16 protein-coding genes are annotated in these 15,866 nt (G+C 59.4%); 13 read left to right on the top strand and 3 right to left on the bottom strand.

The window, feature by feature from the left end; all coding sequences use genetic code 11:
- From VK574_RS07230 to VK574_RS07200, 7 genes are all read left to right on the top strand, one after another.
- Positions 1-481: type II secretion system F family protein (locus VK574_RS07230; protein WP_472799158.1), on the top strand; the 481-nt coding region annotated here is incomplete at its 5' end.
- 8 nt (positions 482-489) lie between these two features.
- On the top strand, positions 490-2,133 hold the full coding sequence (locus tag VK574_RS07225; protein ID WP_472799157.1) for a GspE/PulE family protein: 1,644 nt from the start codon (positions 490-492) through the stop codon (positions 2,131-2,133).
- Positions 2,133-3,050, top strand: a complete 918-nt coding sequence (locus VK574_RS07220; protein WP_472799156.1) for a type IV pilus biogenesis protein PilM — start codon at positions 2,133-2,135, stop codon at positions 3,048-3,050. Before VK574_RS07225 ends, VK574_RS07220 begins: the two co-directional genes overlap by 1 nt.
- A 1-nt stretch (position 3,051) precedes the next feature.
- On the top strand, positions 3,052-3,798 hold the full coding sequence (locus VK574_RS07215) for a fimbrial assembly protein (protein ID WP_472799155.1): 747 nt from the start codon (positions 3,052-3,054) through the stop codon (positions 3,796-3,798).
- Complete coding sequence (locus VK574_RS07210; protein WP_472799154.1) at positions 3,795-4,427, top strand: hypothetical protein; 633 nt, start codon at positions 3,795-3,797, stop codon at positions 4,425-4,427. The genes VK574_RS07215 and VK574_RS07210 overlap by 4 nt, the downstream gene beginning before the upstream one ends.
- Position 4,428: 1 nt before the next feature.
- On the top strand, positions 4,429-5,034 hold the full coding sequence (locus VK574_RS07205; RefSeq protein ID WP_472799153.1) for a hypothetical protein: 606 nt from the start codon (positions 4,429-4,431) through the stop codon (positions 5,032-5,034).
- A gap of 289 nt (positions 5,035-5,323) precedes the next feature.
- Positions 5,324-6,232, top strand: a complete 909-nt coding sequence (locus tag VK574_RS07200; RefSeq protein WP_472799152.1) for a type II secretion system protein — start codon at positions 5,324-5,326, stop codon at positions 6,230-6,232.
- A 76-nt stretch (positions 6,233-6,308) separates the two neighbouring features.
- On the opposite strand, the gene VK574_RS07195 is transcribed toward VK574_RS07200, so the two are convergent.
- Positions 6,309-6,689: a HesB/IscA family protein gene (locus VK574_RS07195; RefSeq protein ID WP_472799151.1), complete on the bottom strand. Its 381-nt coding sequence runs from the start codon at positions 6,687-6,689 to the stop codon at positions 6,309-6,311.
- A gap of 341 nt (positions 6,690-7,030) precedes the next feature.
- Here VK574_RS07195 and VK574_RS07190 point away from each other — a divergent pair, with 341 nt between their 5' ends.
- Positions 7,031-7,303 carry a hypothetical protein gene (locus VK574_RS07190; RefSeq protein WP_472799150.1) on the top strand — a complete coding sequence of 91 codons (273 nt, stop codon included), beginning with the start codon at positions 7,031-7,033 and terminating at the stop codon, positions 7,301-7,303.
- Between the two features lie 77 nt (positions 7,304-7,380).
- Here VK574_RS07190 and VK574_RS07185 read toward each other — a convergent pair whose 3' ends face one another.
- Positions 7,381-8,586 (bottom strand): VWA domain-containing protein, encoded by a 1,206-nt coding sequence (locus VK574_RS07185; RefSeq protein ID WP_472799149.1) that lies wholly within the window; start codon positions 8,584-8,586, stop codon positions 7,381-7,383.
- Between the two features lie 105 nt (positions 8,587-8,691).
- On the opposite strand from VK574_RS07185, the gene VK574_RS07180 reads away from it, so the two are divergent.
- On the top strand, positions 8,692-10,647 hold the full coding sequence (locus tag VK574_RS07180; protein WP_472799148.1) for a SpoIVB peptidase S55: 1,956 nt from the start codon (positions 8,692-8,694) through the stop codon (positions 10,645-10,647).
- Between the two features lie 96 nt (positions 10,648-10,743).
- Entirely contained in the window at positions 10,744-11,751 is a 1,008-nt protein-coding gene (locus tag VK574_RS07175) for an NAD(P)-dependent alcohol dehydrogenase (RefSeq protein WP_472799147.1), read from the top strand.
- A 206-nt stretch (positions 11,752-11,957) separates the two neighbouring features.
- On the opposite strand, the gene VK574_RS07170 is transcribed toward VK574_RS07175, so the two are convergent.
- Positions 11,958-12,431 carry a response regulator gene (locus tag VK574_RS07170; RefSeq protein ID WP_472799146.1) on the bottom strand — a complete coding sequence of 158 codons (474 nt, stop codon included), beginning with the start codon at positions 12,429-12,431 and terminating at the stop codon, positions 11,958-11,960.
- 275 nt (positions 12,432-12,706) lie between these two features.
- On the opposite strand from VK574_RS07170, the gene VK574_RS07165 reads away from it, so the two are divergent.
- The 3 genes from VK574_RS07165 (at position 12,707) to VK574_RS07155 (ending at position 15,861) form a co-directional block, all read left to right on the top strand.
- Positions 12,707-13,003 carry a hypothetical protein gene (locus tag VK574_RS07165; RefSeq protein ID WP_472799145.1) on the top strand — a complete coding sequence of 99 codons (297 nt, stop codon included), beginning with the start codon at positions 12,707-12,709 and terminating at the stop codon, positions 13,001-13,003.
- Between the two features lie 18 nt (positions 13,004-13,021).
- On the top strand, positions 13,022-13,420 hold the full coding sequence (locus VK574_RS07160) for an RNA-binding S4 domain-containing protein (RefSeq protein WP_472799144.1): 399 nt from the start codon (positions 13,022-13,024) through the stop codon (positions 13,418-13,420).
- A 152-nt stretch (positions 13,421-13,572) separates the two neighbouring features.
- Complete coding sequence (locus VK574_RS07155; protein WP_472799143.1) at positions 13,573-15,861, top strand: ligand-binding sensor domain-containing protein; 2,289 nt, start codon at positions 13,573-13,575, stop codon at positions 15,859-15,861.
- Positions 15,862-15,866: the final 5 nt, after the last annotated feature.

Raw genomic sequence — 15,866 nt, 5'->3', positions numbered from 1 at the left:
CACTATCGACGGCATTCGTGTGCGCCTGCCGATCTTCGGCAAAATCTGGCTCAAGTACCAGGTCGCGCTTTTCTCGCGTACCCTTTCCACGCTGCTCACCGGCGGCCTTCCGCTGGTACCTTCGCTCGAAACGGCCGCGCGGTCCATCTCCTCGCGTCGCGTATCCAAGGCCGTCGGGTCGGCAGTCAGCACCGTACGCGAAGGCAAAAACCTCGCCGATTCGCTCAGCAACACCGGCGTCTTCCCTGACCTGTCGACCGAAATGATTTCGGTCGGCGAACAAACCGGCGCTCTTCCTCAAATGCTCAACTCCGTCGCCGAATTCTTTGAAGAAGACGTAGCCACGGCTTTGACTGCCGCACTCTCACTCATTGAGCCCGCCATCTTGATCGTGATGGGCGTGGTCGTCGTCTTTATTCTTATCTCGCTTTACCTGCCGATCTTCTCGCTCGGTTCGGCAGTTGGTGGACCACAGGGTTAATCGCACATATGGCAGACACTACAATCACGGTGCCAACCGGGCCGATGGTAAACGGTCTCGACGAGCGTGCCCAGGCTGAAGCCCTGGCAGCACGCTATCGCGCCGAATTCGTGGACTTAAAGAATTTCAAGATCCAGCACGATCTGCTCCGCACGGTTCCCGTGGAACTGATGTTCCGCTACAACTTCGTGCCCATCGAGCAGCAGGCAGATGTGCTCGTCATCGCCGTCAGCGATCCCTCGCGCCTTATGGTGCTCGACGAAATCGCCGGTCTCCTCGGTCATCGCATCATTGCCCGCGTCGCCACGCTCTCCCAGATTACCGACCTGCTCAAGAAAACCGAGCAGTCGCAGCGCGTCCTCGACGAAGCCAGCGAAGGCCTCACCTTCGACGTCGTCACAGGCGATGACTCGAATCCCGACGAAAATATCTCCATCGAAAAGCTGACCAGCGATGAGGACATCAGTCCCATCATCCGCCTGGTCGACACCACCATCTTCACCGCCCTCGAGCGCCGCGCATCCGATATCCACATCGAGACCTACGACGATTCGCTCCACGTCAAGTACCGCATCGATGGCGTCCTCCAGGAAGCAATGGCGCCCATCGCGCGCGAGCACCACACCACCATCCTGAGCCGTATCAAGATCATGAGCGAACTCGACATCGCCGAGCGCCGCGTGCCTCAGGACGGCCGCTTCCGCGTCCGGTACAAGGGCCGCCTCATCGACTTCCGCGTCTCCATCATGCCCACAGTGCATGGCGAAAACGCCGTCCTCCGCGTCCTCGACAAGGAATCGATGAGCGAAAAGTTCCGCCACCTCACGCTCGACGTGGTGGGCTTCGCTGAAGAGGATCTCCGCCGCTTCCGCCGCTACATTCGCGAGCCCTACGGCATGGTGCTCGTCACCGGCCCTACCGGCTCCGGTAAAACCACAACCCTCTACGCCGCCCTCAACGAAATCAAGAGCGACGAAGACAAGATCATCACCATCGAAGACCCGGTCGAATACCAGATCCGCGGCATCACGCAGATTCCAGTCAACGAAAAGAAGGGCCTCACTTTCGCCCGCGGCCTGCGCTCTATTCTCCGCCACGACCCCGATAAGATTCTCGTCGGCGAAATCCGCGACCAGGAAACCGCACAGATCGCCATCAATTCCGCGCTCACCGGACACCTCGTCTTCACCACCGTCCACGCTAACAACGTCGTCGACGTCCTCGGCCGTTTCCTCAACATGGGCGTCGAAGCCTACAACTTCGTCTCCGCGCTAAATTGCATTCTGGCCCAGCGCCTCGTCCGCACCGTCTGCGAACACTGCGTCCACACAGTCAGCTATCCCGACGAAGTCCTCATCGCCAGCGGCATGAATCCCGCCGAATGGCGCGGGTTTGCCTTCCGTGAAGGCATCGGCTGTATCGAGTGCGGTGGCACGGGGTATCGCGGACGTACCGCCATCCACGAGCTTTTAGACTTGACCGACCCCATCCGTGAGTTGATTCTTGAAAAGAAGCCGACCTCTGAGATTCGCAAGCTGGCTCAGCGCGAAGGTATGAGCTTCCTTCGTGAATCCGCCCTCGACCGTGTTCGTCGCGGGCTCACCACGCTCAAGGAGATCAACAAGGTAACCTTCATCGAGGCATCGCGATAGTGAGTCCAATCTTCAGCAGATCGAAATCGGCAGCGCAATATGCAGGCCGTCCGCCCGCAGCAATCGAACTCACGTCAGAGGGCGTGCTGGCCGCCGCGCTGCCCAACAAGCATGACGAGCCTGTCTTCGCCTATGAACCTCTGCGTCCTGGCATCCTGATACCCGGCATCAGCGAACTCAACATGACGTCTCCCGAGGCCGTTTCTCTCGCGATTCGCAATGCCCTGGCAAGCGTCTCGCCGCGAAGCCGCTTCGTCACCGTCGTCATTCCGGATACGGCCGTGCGTGTCTTCGTGCTCGATTTCGATTCCATCCCTGCGCGCTCCAGCGAAGCGATTCCCGTGCTCCGCTTCCGGCTGCGCAAAATGGTTCCCTTTGATGTGGAGCACGCCGGCCTCAGCTATCAGATCCTCTCCGAAAGCAAGACCGAAGCTCGTGTCCTCGTCGCTATCCTCCCCAGCAACATCCTCGAGGAATACGAGACCGCGGTGCGCGCCGCCGGTTACGAGCCAGGCGCCGTCATGCCTTCTGCCCTTGCTGCTCTGGCGACACTCGAGTCTCCTGAACCGCTGCTTGCCGCCTGCCTCAGCAAGGTCGCCATCACCACCTCGATCACCCGGGGAGACGATCTGCTCCTCTATCGCACCCTTGACCTCCCTGAAGAGCCTCAGCAGCGCCTCCTTGAAGTCCAGCGCAGCGTGGCCGTCGCAGCGGCATATTATGAAGACAAGGTCTCCGTATTACCCAAGGAACTCTACTTTGCCGGAAACGGAACAGCCGCGGAGTTTGAGCATTGGTTTGGCACTTCCGAGTTGAAGATCATCGACCTGGCGTCCCGGCCCTCAACAGGCGTCACTACCAGTTTGTCGAACATGAGCATCGCCGGCCTTACCGGCGCTTTGGCAGGAGCCGTCTAGCGTGCGCGTAGCTATCAATCTTGCCTCACGTCACTTCGCCGACGTTGCACCGGCGCTCAAAAATCTGCGCATCGCTATGGGCGCTTTGGCGCTGGTTGCCATTGCCCTGGCAGTCGGCCTGCACGCTCTCCACGACAAGGCTGAAGCCGCACGCCAGCGGGCTCACTCCCTTGACGGACAAATTGCCCAAATCACCCACGAGCGCCAGCAGTACCAGGCGATGATGCAGCAACCCGACAACGCCCGCACCCTGCAGCAGTCAGAAAACCTCAACCGCCTCTTCGATGAAAAGTCCTTTTCGTGGACCCTCGCCATGGAGGACCTTGAAACCGTTCTCCCCGCTGGCGTGCAGGTCAACACCCTCGAACCGACTGTCAAGGATGGCCAGATCTCCGTCCGCCTTCGTGTTGTCGGTCCGCGCGATCGCGACGTAGGACTTGTCGAGAATCTTGAGCACTCCCGCCACTTTCTCCTGCCCCGCATCGTGGGCGAAACCGCCGAGTCCCAGGGCGGTCCGAATCAGGCCGCCGAACCGGTGAGCGCCTCCAACCGCGTCAATTTCGACATGCTCGCCGATTACACGCCGGGCACCTCGGAAGATCGCAAGCTCGTACCTGCGAAGGACCACTCAAAATCAAGTCCGGATAACGCGCCTCGGCAAAATGGCGTACCAACGGGTCGTTCTCCCTATACCGGCATGGCCCGTCCCCGCGTCCCCGTGCAGCCCCACAGAGGAGTACCGCAATGAGCCCGAACCCCGTCACGACGCGCGAACGGCTCTCTTCTCCTCTCACCTGGCACTACGTGGGCCTCGGCGTTATGGTCCTGCTCATGCTCGGCCTCGCCATTCGATTCGGAATGGACTTGTCGGCCACCGGTTCCAGTTCCACTGACGCCCTCACCGCAAAGCAGATCGAGCTCAAAACCCTCCAGCTGCAGACTGAGCCCCTTCGCGGACTCGAAGATCGCGTCAAGGAATCGCGCACTCATATCCAGGACTTCTACGCCACGCGCATTCCTGGCAACTACTCTTCCATCGCTGTGCAGTTGGGTGACCTGGCCGTCAAAAACGGGGTTCACCTCTCCCGTGTCGGGTACTCCCAGGGAACAACCTCAAGCGACCTCACCGAAATCTCACTCGACTGCGCTATCAGCGGCGAATACCAGCAGATCATGCACTTTGTGAACGGCATCGAGCGCGACAAGACTTTCTTTGTGGTTCGTGCCATGGCCTTCACCGGCCAGCAGGGCGGACTCGTGAGCCTTCGCCTCCGCGTCTCCACCTGGCTTCGCCCCTCCGACGTGCCGGGCTGGATGATGCCCACTCCCGCTGATACGCCGGCTGCAGCCGCTCCTGTCGCAAGGGAGGGCGAGTAACATGGCCATCGCTCTCGGTACAGAAAATAAACGCCAGGTTTACATCGTGATCGCGCTCGCGGCCATCATCGTCTTCGCCGGCGGCTACGAACTCTACAACTCCTTTGGCACCCCATCGACGCCGGCCCCCACAGCGCCCGCTCGAACCGCCGCCACTGCCCGTGGAACGAACCAGCGCGCAAATGCCGCGGGACCGCAGGCCCAGCACGTGGCCAGCAACAACATCGACCCGACCTTGCATTTCGATAAGCTCGCCCAAAGCGAAGATGTAGTCTATGCCGGAACCGGCCGCAACATCTTCTCTGCCGAATCCGCGCCGGTCGTCATCCCGAAACCTCTGATTGGAGCGAGGCCTGGTTCACAAGCGATTGTCACTGTGCCCGAAGTCCCGCATCCGCCCGCGATCGACTTGAAATACTTCGGTTACACCCAGACCCGCGACAAGACCATGCAGGCATTCCTCGTTCGTGGCGATGACATCTTCCTCGCCCATTCCGGTGACGTCGTCGATCACCGCTACAAGGTTGTCTCCATCATGCCAGCGTCCATTCAAATTACCGACCTCGGCTACAACAACACGCAGACCTTGCCCCTGAACGCGAACTAGGATCATCGAAGGGCTCGAACGAAATGAAACGATGGTTTTGAAATGGCACGGCTCGTGGCACCCTCTAGGTCGCGTGCCGATTATCGAAAGCACGCAAGGAAGTGTCATCCTGAGCGGAGCAGCAACACCCGTTGCAATGAAGTGTCGCTGAGCGGAGCAGCTTGGGGCCCCACGAAGTGGGGTAAGCGTAGCGAAGGATCTGCTTTCGTCTCGTATCAAGCCGCGTGCCGCAGGATGCAATAAGAACGACCGGGCTTCAGCCCCTGGGAAAACACAGAGCAATCACGCAATGAATCCGCACTCTCCAATCCGTCGCCGCCCTTCCGAAGAGGGCTACATCCTCGTGGCCGTCATTTTCATGCTCGCCATTCTTATCCTCTCGCTCGCCGTCGCGATCCCACGGGTCCGCGAGAGCATTCAGCGCGACCGCGAACAAGAAACCATGCAGCGCGGCAAGCAATACATTCGCGCCGTTCAGCTCTATTACCGCAAGTTCAATGCCTATCCGCCGAATGTCGACGCGCTCATCAAGACCAACGACATCCGCTTCCTGCGCAAGAAATACATTGATCCCACAACTGGCAAGGATGAGTGGAAACCCGTTCTCTTCGGCCAGAACAAGACACCCCAGGCCATGGGCTTCTTTGGTCAACCGCTGGCCGCCGCTTCCCTCGCCGGCATTGGCCCCGCGGGGGGAAACACCGGAATCGGTGGGGCGCCTGGAGCAAATCCGGCACCAGGTGGAGGTCTTTTCAATAGCACTCCCTCCGGCACGACAGGTGCAGCCGGCGCACCAGGTAGCCCCGCCAGTGGCACCGACGCCAACGGCAACCCCGTCGCCGGAACAGGAACCCCTGGAAACGCTTCGGGCGGAACCACCACAGGCTCTACATTCGGCTCCACCGCCAACCCCTCTGGCACTGGACAGACATTCGGAGGCGGCGGCATCATCGGCTTCTCTCCGCAGAGTCCGAAGCAGTCGATCTTCGTCTACAAGAAGAAGAACCACTACAACGAGTGGGAGTTCCTCTACAGTCCTCTGATGGACCAGCAGACTGCGGCAGGCGGCAACACCGGCCTCATCGGCCAACCCGCGAGCGGCACCACTACGCCCGTCGGCGCAAACCCGACGACGCCCTTCGGCACAAGCCCCACGATGCCCACCGCACCCACAACCCCCACCACCCCGCAGCAATAGTTCCGCGAAATGCCCTCAAACGCACCAAAGCCCGTCCATCTGGACGGGCTTCTTTGTGCCTAAACCGAAAGTCGCGCTAAACGCTGAACGAAGAACCGCAACCGCAAGTCGACTTCACCTGCGGATTTTCAAACTTGAAACCCGCCGCTTCCAGCGTCTCGACATAATCCACGATACAGCCGTTCAGATACATGAGCGACGTCGCATCGACGTAGACACTCAGGTCGTCGAACTTGAACACCTTATCCATCATCCCAGCCTGGTTTTCAAAGGCCATCGAATACTGGAATCCAGAGCAGCCGCCGCCAACCACGCCAATGCGCAAACCCGCGGGAAGCGGATCCTGGGTAGCCATAATCTCGCGCACCTTGGTGATCGCCTGCGGGGTCAGGATAAGAGGAGCTTTCTTTTCAGTTTCCTGCGTCGTTGTTGCCGGTGCTGCAGTCGTCGTTGCCATGGTTTCTCCCAGTCCTCTTGAGGTCTTCCTTAAATGGTACTGTACTGCCCCGCAAGGAGCCGCACAAGACCCATTCGTCTATCCATCCCATTGGATGCTACGAGGTACCCAAAAGTCGCGAAGATCTCGCCGAGCCCTTCCCATCCTAATCCCTGCATTCTCAATAGATTCAAGCCGCCGCCCCCGGTTCTCCCGGCCCAAAATTACCTGTGATTCGCGTCACGGGCACTGGCTCGAACCAAGGCTATGATTTCACCCGTACAACCCCCGCGTCGCCGCAGGACGTCCAATCCACGGGATCTTGCCGATAGCCGGGTGGAATACTCGCTGGAGGTAATTTTATGCCGTTCGTTCCCGTCATGTGGTCCGTCTGGGGATTCACCATCCTTGTTTTGGCGGCCATGTTCCTTTACCGTTCCCGCCTTAGCCGGGACGAAGAAGATCAACTGTTTCTCGGCGACTCCTTCAGCCATGAACAAACAGCCCAGCAGGCGATCGTTGCCAGGGTTAACAAAGTTCAGCCGCTGATTCGAGTTTCCGAGATCGTTGCTGCAGTTGCGACGCTCTTCGTCATCGGCTACTACATCATGGATGTCGTCAACCAATTTAAATAAGCCAGTTTTGCCCTCTCCCGCCAAGGACAAGCGGCAGCTCATCTGCTGCCGCATGCCCGTCTTCAATCTTCACCGCTCTACTCCACTTCCTGCTTCGCCCGGTACCCGTCGCGCGCAATGATGTCGTACTTCAGAGCCTTGTGCTTCTCATCCTGGAAGCGTAACGGCTTCCCTTCGTCATCCACCAGTTCCACGCGCAGCTTGCGATAGGTGCCATCCTGTTTGGCGTCGGTCGGGTGGTACACCAGTTGGTACTTCGACCGGATCGCCTTGTTGATGTCCGAGAAAATGTCCGGCATCTCCCCCACAAACCGCGGCTGAAAAAACATCCCGCCGGTCATCTTGGCGAATGTCTTCATCTCGTTATCCGCCTGCAGATAATCGATGTCCCGCATCTGCTGGTTGACACCCCCACCACCCTCCGTCATCGCCCGCATTGCACCGCCCGTCGAAATGGCAAAGATCGTGATGTCCGGCGTGGTCTTCACCTTCTGATAGATCTTGTCGAGCGTGAGCTTCGAGAATGTGTCGCGCCCCGACGCGATCAGGATGATGTACTTGTGTCCATCGATCCGGCTCAAGCGATCTTCTGCCTCATACAACGCGTCGAAAAGGTTCCGCTCTGAAAATCCCGGAATGACCAGCGACTGAATCGCATTCAAAAGCGCCCGCTTGTCCTGCGTGAAATCGAGCCAGATTTGCGTGCGCATGTCGAACGTCATCAGCGCAACGTAATCCTGTGGCCGCAGTTGCTGTGCAAACTCCCACGCCGCATTACGCATGTCGTAGAGAAATTGGTAGGTGACATTGCTGTTCGCAAATTCGCACAGCATCAGCGCGGTGATTGGCGCCTCTACCCGCTTGAAGCCCGTGACCTTCTGCTCGACGCCGTTTTCGTACAGTTTGAAGTTTGAAGGCTTCAGCCCCGGAACAAACTGGCCAGTCTTTTCGAGCAGCACACCCACATCGACCGAAACCTCGGGAACATTCACCCGCAGCGAATAGTCCGCCGCCCCATCCGGATTCTTGAACTTCGGTTGAGCCGGTGCGGGCGGCGGCGCGGTTTCCGGCGCATCCTTCTTCTTCGGAAGTGCAATGGCTCCGTTATCTCCAGTCGGACCGCCCGCATCGGGAGCAGTCTGATCCGGCTGCTGGGCCGGCGGGGTCTGCGGTGCGGGTGGCGTACTCTGCGTCCAGGCCGCTGGCGAGAGCGCCAGTACGACCGGCAGCAGAAACAAAAGAAAACGGAAACGGCGAATATCGTAAGGGCAATTCGTTGGCATAACGGCCTCTGTGTTCACAGCATAGGGATTACCCGAAGGAATCGGCAAGCAAAGCAGCGCAACCGCGAATACAACCCTCAGCTTCGGGCGTCAAAACCTTAGCGCATGACAATCGGAAAGAACACGCAATCTCCCGGGGCGATGCGGGACCGGTTTACTCTTATAGACGTGAAACCTTGCCATAAGGCATTCCCGACCCCGATTCGAACTCTCGCCCCAACCCTCGGCCTGGCCTTGTCTCGAATTCTCGCAACCGTCCTGCTTGCAACGCTCGCCACCTCCACCCTTCCCGCCCAAACCACACCATCCGGCCCTCCGCCCTCCGGAGAAGGTTTTTTCCCGCTCAACCAGGTGCACCGCGGACAGATAGCCACCGCCTGGACCGTTTTCAGCGGTACCAAACCCGAGCCCATGCAGGTTGAAATCCTCGGGGTTCTGCGTGGCGCGCGCGGGCCCGGGCACGACATGATCCTTGCCCAGCTTCGCGGCACCAAGCCTGAGTACACGGGAGTAGTCGCCGGCATGAGCGGAAGCCCCGTATACATCGGCAACAAACTCCTCGGTTCCCTTTCCTACCGCATCGGACAGTTCGCCAAAGACCCCATCGCCGGCATTACGCCCATCGCGCAGATGCTCGAAGTCAAAGACATGCCCGTCAACACCCAATGGGCTTCGGCATCGCCCGCATCCCCGCTCGCACAAACCGAAACCGGGCTATCCTCCGGCGGCATGACCTTCCAGGCCATGGAGACTCCACTCGTCATGAGCGGCTTCCGCCCCGAGGCCATTCGTCTCTGGCAAAAGGAAATGGCCGGCACCGGTCTCGACATCATCGCCGCCGGTGGTGGCAGCGGTTCCTCAAAGGCTGACACTGATGGCTCCTTTGGCGCCATCTCCCCATCCGCCATTGCCAGCGTCGTTCCCGGCTCTGCTGTCAGCGCCCAGCTTATCCGCGGCGATCTTGAAGTTTCGGCCACCTGCACGGTCACCTACGTCGACCCCAAACAGCTTCTTGCATGCGGTCATCCCATTCTTCAGGCCGGCTCGGTCTCCCTGCCTATGACCACCGCTGAGGTTGTTGACACCCTCGCCTCGCCGCTCAACGCATTCAAGATCATCAACACCGGCGATCCCATCGGCACTTTCACCGACGATCGCGATTCCGCTATTCGCGGCGTGCTCGGTATCAAGCCGCATATGATTCCCGTCCACATCACCGTTCGCGGTGAAGGCGCTGACCGCAAGCTGAATATTGAAGTCGTAGACCTGCCATCGCTCACCCCGCAGGCCGTACTGGTATCGCTCTACGACGCTCTGCTCCAAAACAACCGGAGCGGTCTCGAAACCAGCTATCACGTTACGGGTAGTGTCAACATCGAAGGCTATCCGCCATCGCCGCTCGACCTCTGGGCCCCCGCAGGCGACCAGCTCTCTGCGCAACTTTCCGCGGCCATACAGACCGATCAAACCTTCGCCCAGCTCTACGCAAACGGTGCGCGCCAGGGCGCTATCAAGGCCATCGAACTCGACGTCGATTCCATTCCCCGACGTGCGCAGGTAGAACTCGAAACCGCCCGCATCGACTCCGGCAACATCGTCCACGCCGGCGACACCGTTGTCATCGAAGCGACCCTGCGCCCGTGGCAGCAGCCTGAGCGGAACATCCGCATCCCCATCGTTCTGCCACCGGAACTCCCCGCTGGACCAATCCGTCTTCTCGTCTCCGATGCCGGCACCCTCGACCGCGCTCTCAACCCTCCGCGCATCTCCACGCGCACCGTCGACCTCGACACCGCGCTCGCCGAGGCGCAAAACCACCACGCCGCCGATCGCATCTTTGTCAGCCTTCTGCTGCCCGACGCCCAGGCCGGCGTCGATGGCCACACGCTTTCTACACTTCCACTCTCCATGGCCAATGCTCTGGAGCCCCTGCGCTCCGCCAGGGATGTCACCCTCAACGGTGAGTCCGCTGTGGTCTCCGCCGATTCTCCCGCGGGCGGCGTGCTCACCGGATTTCAAATCCTCAATCTGCACATCGAACCCGGCGCCGGTTTAGACTAAACTTGACCTGCACCGCTTACGTAAATTTTGTCGCACTTTTCTGGGCCCTGCTATACGGCCCTGTTTGCGACCCCCAGCGAGGACTGCGGAACGACCATGGCCTTAATCCAAGGACTAGCAGCTCACGCAGCGGGCGCCGAGCTTTTGCCTTTTCGCTATGACCCGGGAGACCTGGGCTTGCAGGAAGTCGAAATCGGCATCACCCACTGCGGCATCTGTCATAGCGACCTCCATCTCATTTCAAACGACTGGGGCATCAGCCAGTATCCCTTCATCCCAGGGCACGAAATCATCGGGACCATCACCGCAGTCGGTTCGCACGTCAATTCCCTGAAGATCGGCCAACGCGTTGGCCTTGGATGGCAAGCCAACTCCTGCGGCGAGTGCGAGTGGTGCAGCCGCGGCCTCGAGAATCTATGCCCGTCGATGGAAGCCACCTGCGTCCATCGCAATGGTGGATACGCCAGCAGCGTGCGCGCCAACGCCCGCTTCGTCGTGCGTATCCCCGACGCCCTCCCCAGCGAACAGGCCGCCCCGCTTCTCTGTGGAGGCATCACCGTGTATAGCCCGCTGCGCGACCACGGCGTCAATCCCTCATCCCGCGTGGGCGTCGTCGGAATCGGCGGCCTCGGACACATCGCTATCCAGTTCGCCCGCGTCTTCGGCGCAGAAGTCACCGCCTTCTCCACCTCGACCGGAAAAGAGGAAGAAGCTCGTGCCCTTGGCGCACATCACTTCGTGCATTCACGCGAATCGAAATCAATGAAAGAAGTCACCGGCTCGTTCGATTTCATTCTGAATACCGCCAACGCTGACCAGGATTGGAACGTCTACATCCAGGCACTCCGGCCCACTGGTACGCTTTGCTTTGTCGGCGTGCCTCCGTCGCCCGTCTCCCTCCAGGCTTTTCCCCTCATCTCCGGCATCCGCACCGTCACCGGAAGCCCCATCGGAAGCCCGCAAAAAATACGCGAAATGCTCGACGTCGCGGCCCGTCATGAAGTCAAGGCGACCACAGAAGCCTTCGCCATGGCCAAAGCCAACGAGGCCATCGAGAAGGTCAAAAAGAACAAAGTCCGCTATCGCGCCGTCTTAGCCAACTAAATATCTGCCGGCTAAATCAAACGGGCGCCCCTTGGGGCGCCCGTCACGTTGATGAAAACCCTCCGTTTTGAAAGGGCACGGATTTATCCGTGTCATAAGTCCAGCACTATAAGGACGCCTTTAGCCGCTGAGGAATGGTTTCGAGCTTTGTGAGCAGTCAAACGGGCGCCCGTCGAACTTTCTGCTCTCCGATCCTTCGCGGGCAACTATTTCGCTTCAGCGGCTACAGGCCTGTTCGCTTTCAGCCCTTCCGAAACCCGCAGCAGCAGATCCTGCGGATGCAGTGGCTTGTTCAGCAATGTGAAGTGATGACCATCTGCCCGCGCACTTGCCAGCAGATCGGCTGTCGAAGCCTGCCCCGAGAAAAGGATGATCTTGCAGTCCGGGAAAATGCGCCGCACGGTAATCGCGAGTTCGATTCCTGTCATGCCCGGTAGAACCACGTCGGTGATCAGCATCTCCGGTGGCATCAGAAGCGCAGTCTCCAGCGCGCTGTCGGCATCGTATTCAGCCACTGCGGTGTAGCCACTTCGCGTCAGAATCTCCGCCAGCGTGTCGGCAATCACGCTCTCGTCATCGACAACGAGCACCACAGGGCGATACCCGTTGGCATTATTTTCTTCAATGCTCGCGGGCACATCCTTGAGCGGAATCGTGGAGAAATTCTTGTTCTTGCTCACTTGTTTTTACCTCTGAAATTACCCTAGCAGCTTTCTTTTTATACGTGCTAACTCTTTGAGTTTACGGCGTAAATAATTACAATATCGAGAGTTATAGCGCATCATTACACTACCTGTATGCATTCTGCGACATACGAATCTCTGCCCTATCTTTTCCATATAAGAGCTTGACTTTCACTACCGGCTTAGCACTAGGATAGTTTTACGATGGTTTAGCCATACGTTAAGAGCACGTCTCCAGAACGGCGAAGAAATACAACCGCGAGGGTACTTGCATGTCCACAAATCCGAATTCCGACACACCGCCAATGAAGTACCAGTCGATCAAGCAAATCGATGTCCCGAAAGGGAGAGACGGCAAGCACAAGGAAATCGTCACGCAACTCCTCAGCGACATTGAACAGCTGGAAGTAGATCGCGCTCTCAGGATTCCCCTGGAGGCATTGCCCGACACCAAGGAGAACATCCGGTCCGCTCTCAATCGCGCAACCCATCAGAGAGGCATAGAAGTGGCGACATCAAGCGACGCCGAGTTTCTCTACATCTGGAGAATGTCAGACAAGTCCTCGTAACGCTTCCCGCGAGATCTCGTGACCGCTGGGCAAAAATCAAACTCCGTTCGGATCGACAAGTGGCTTTGGGCTGCGCGTTTCTTCAAGACGCGCGCCCAGGCCTCCAAAGCCTGCGACCTCGGCCGCATCCGTTCCAATGAGATCGAAGCCAAGCCGGCCCGCGACGTCCGCGTCGGCGACATGCTCCGCATCCGCAACGAAGGCGGCGAGTTCCAGATCGAAGTCCTTAAACTGAGCGAGATTCGCGGTCCAGCCGCCGTGGCGCAAACCCTCTACCGCGAAACCGAAGCCAGCAAGGAACAACGTCAGCGCGAAGCCGCCGAGCGCAAAGCCATGCAGCAATACGCGCCCCTGCCCGAACGCCGTCCGTCCAAGCGCGACCGCCGCCGCATCATCCAATTCCGCACCGGCCGATAATCCTTTTGATCCAGAATTGTCATCCTGAGTGCCGCGAGCCTGGGGCTCCGCGAACAACGTTCGTGGGGTAAGCGGCGCGAAGCATCTGCTTTTGCTCCTGCCCAAGTTCCTGACCGCCCCGCTTTAGTAGACTCAACGTCAGAATGTTTGCTGTGAATTCCCACTCTCTCCGCCGCTCCTTCGCATTCGGTCTCGCTGCGTTCGCCACACTTTTCCTTGTCCAACCCCTCGCTGCACAGGGCACTCATCTCTGGATGCAGTCCCGCATCGAAGAATTTGAAAAAGGGACACCGCAAGGCGTCGCCATTGGCAGCAATGGCTATCTGCGCGAGGGCCCTGGACTCACCGACATCCTGACCACGCCCTCCGCGTTCGTCTGGTCCGTGGCCGTCGACAAGAACGGCACGCCGTATCTCGGAACAGGTTCGCCCGCTACTGTTCTGCGCGGAGACACTCAAAAAGATTCAAAGCCAATCACTCTCTTTGAATCGCGCGACGTCAGCGTGCAGGTTGTGCGCGTCGGGCCAGACGGCTCGCTCTACGCCGCCACCCTTCCCAGTGGCAAGGTCTACAAGCTCAACCCCAACGCAACTGCAAAGCAGGATGAATCCAGCGCGAAAGTCATCTTTGACGTAGCCAAAGCAGACGGCAGCGCAACAGAATCGAAATCGACCCGCGAATCAAAATCCCACTACATCTGGGACATGACCTTCGACACCGCCGGTAAACTCTACATCGCCGTCGGCGGACCCGGTGCAATCTACCGCGTCGATCCCGCAAATCCCGATGCCCGTCCCGAATTATTTTTCAAAAGCGACGAGCAACATATTCGCGCTCTCGCCTGGGACGCAAAAGGAAATCTGATCGCGGGCTCCGACGGCTCCGGTCTCGTCTATCGCATCAGCCCGCAGGGCAAAGGCTACGTGCTCTTCGAAGCGCCCCGCCGCGAAATCACTTCCGTCGCCGTAGCCGCGAACGGCACCATCTTCGCCGCCAGCGTTGGCGACAAAAGCCACAATCCGCTGCCTCCCCTCACTGTGCAGGGCGTTGGCAGCGTCACCTTCACCATCGTCCAACCAGGCTCGCTGCAGGCCGCAAACGCAAGCACCTCCACGCCGGAGGGCACCGAAATATATGCCCTCGCGTCAGACCAGGCGCCACGCAAAATCTGGTCCAGCAAAGACGACATCGTCTACGCCCTCGCTGCTCAATCCGGCGGCCTGCTCGCCCTCAGCGGCAATCGCGGACACATCTTCCGCATTCAGGAGAACGGCGATTATGCCGACATCGCACACGTCGAAGCGCAGCAGGGCCTCAGCCTCGCTGAAGATCGTGGCAATGCCATCCTCGTCGGTACCGGCAATACCGGCAAGCTCTACACACTCGGCAAATCCGAAAAACATGAGTACGCCAGCGACGTCCTCGACGCCGGAGCATTCGCCCGCTTCGGCCGCATCGAAATCGACCCCGATTCCGCAAATTACGAAATCCTCACCCGCACCGGCAACGTCGAGCAGCCCATGCGCGGTCGCGGCGACTGGGGCTGGTCCGATTGGCAACCCCTTAAGGATGGTGCCGTCCAATCACCCGCCGGCCGCTTCCTCCAATGGAAAGCCGTTCTTCACACAAGCGGCAAACTCTCCGGCGTCGGCGTGAATTATCTCCCCGTCAACGCCGCACCTGAGATCGACGACCTCGTCGTCGTACCCGGCGCACGCCTCAATCCGCAGGCCTCAAATCTGGCCCAGCAGCAAACCGTGAATATCAACTTCCCCGCCGCAAATCAATCCATTGTGATTCCTGTCGATCCCGGCAGCGCCAGCACGCCGCTCCCGGCCGTCAAGGACCGCACAGCCGTCACCATTCGCTGGGCCGCCCACGATGAGAATGGGGACGACCTCGTCTATTCCCTCTATCTCCGCGGCGACGGCGAACACGACTGGCACCTGCTCAAAGACGATGTGACCGACAAAGCCTACAGCTTCGACGCTGCACTCATTCCCGACGGCGGCTATCGCATCAAGATCGTTGCCTCCGACTCGCCCTCGCACAGCCCCGGCGAAGCGCTCACCGGCGCAAAAGAAAGTGAGCGCTTCGAAATCGACACCACGCCCCCGGTCGTCAGTGATCTGCATGTTGAAGAAGCCCTGGCGAAGTGCGCGCAGGCGCCCTGCCCCGCTCCCGTGCACGTAACCTTCGATGCCGAGGACGCAGCCTCACCCATCTCGCAGGCCGAGTACGCGCTCGACGCGGGCACATGGCAGTACATCGACCCCGTCGGCAAACTCTCCGATGCGAAGCGTGAACACTACGACTTCGAGATTCCCGCCAAAGCCCTCGAAGGCAAAACCGGCGAACACCTTATCACCGTGCGCGTCTACGACCGCCACGACAACATCGGCGTAGCTAAAACCGTCTTCGGCTCGTCGGCGGCAAAGTAAGCAGG

The organism is Occallatibacter sp., assembly GCF_035317045.1.
GTDB lineage: Bacteria > Acidobacteriota > Terriglobia > Terriglobales > Acidobacteriaceae > Telmatobacter.
The sequence above is the reverse complement of the archived record's forward strand: the minus strand, read 5'-3'. Positions and strand labels throughout refer to the sequence as shown.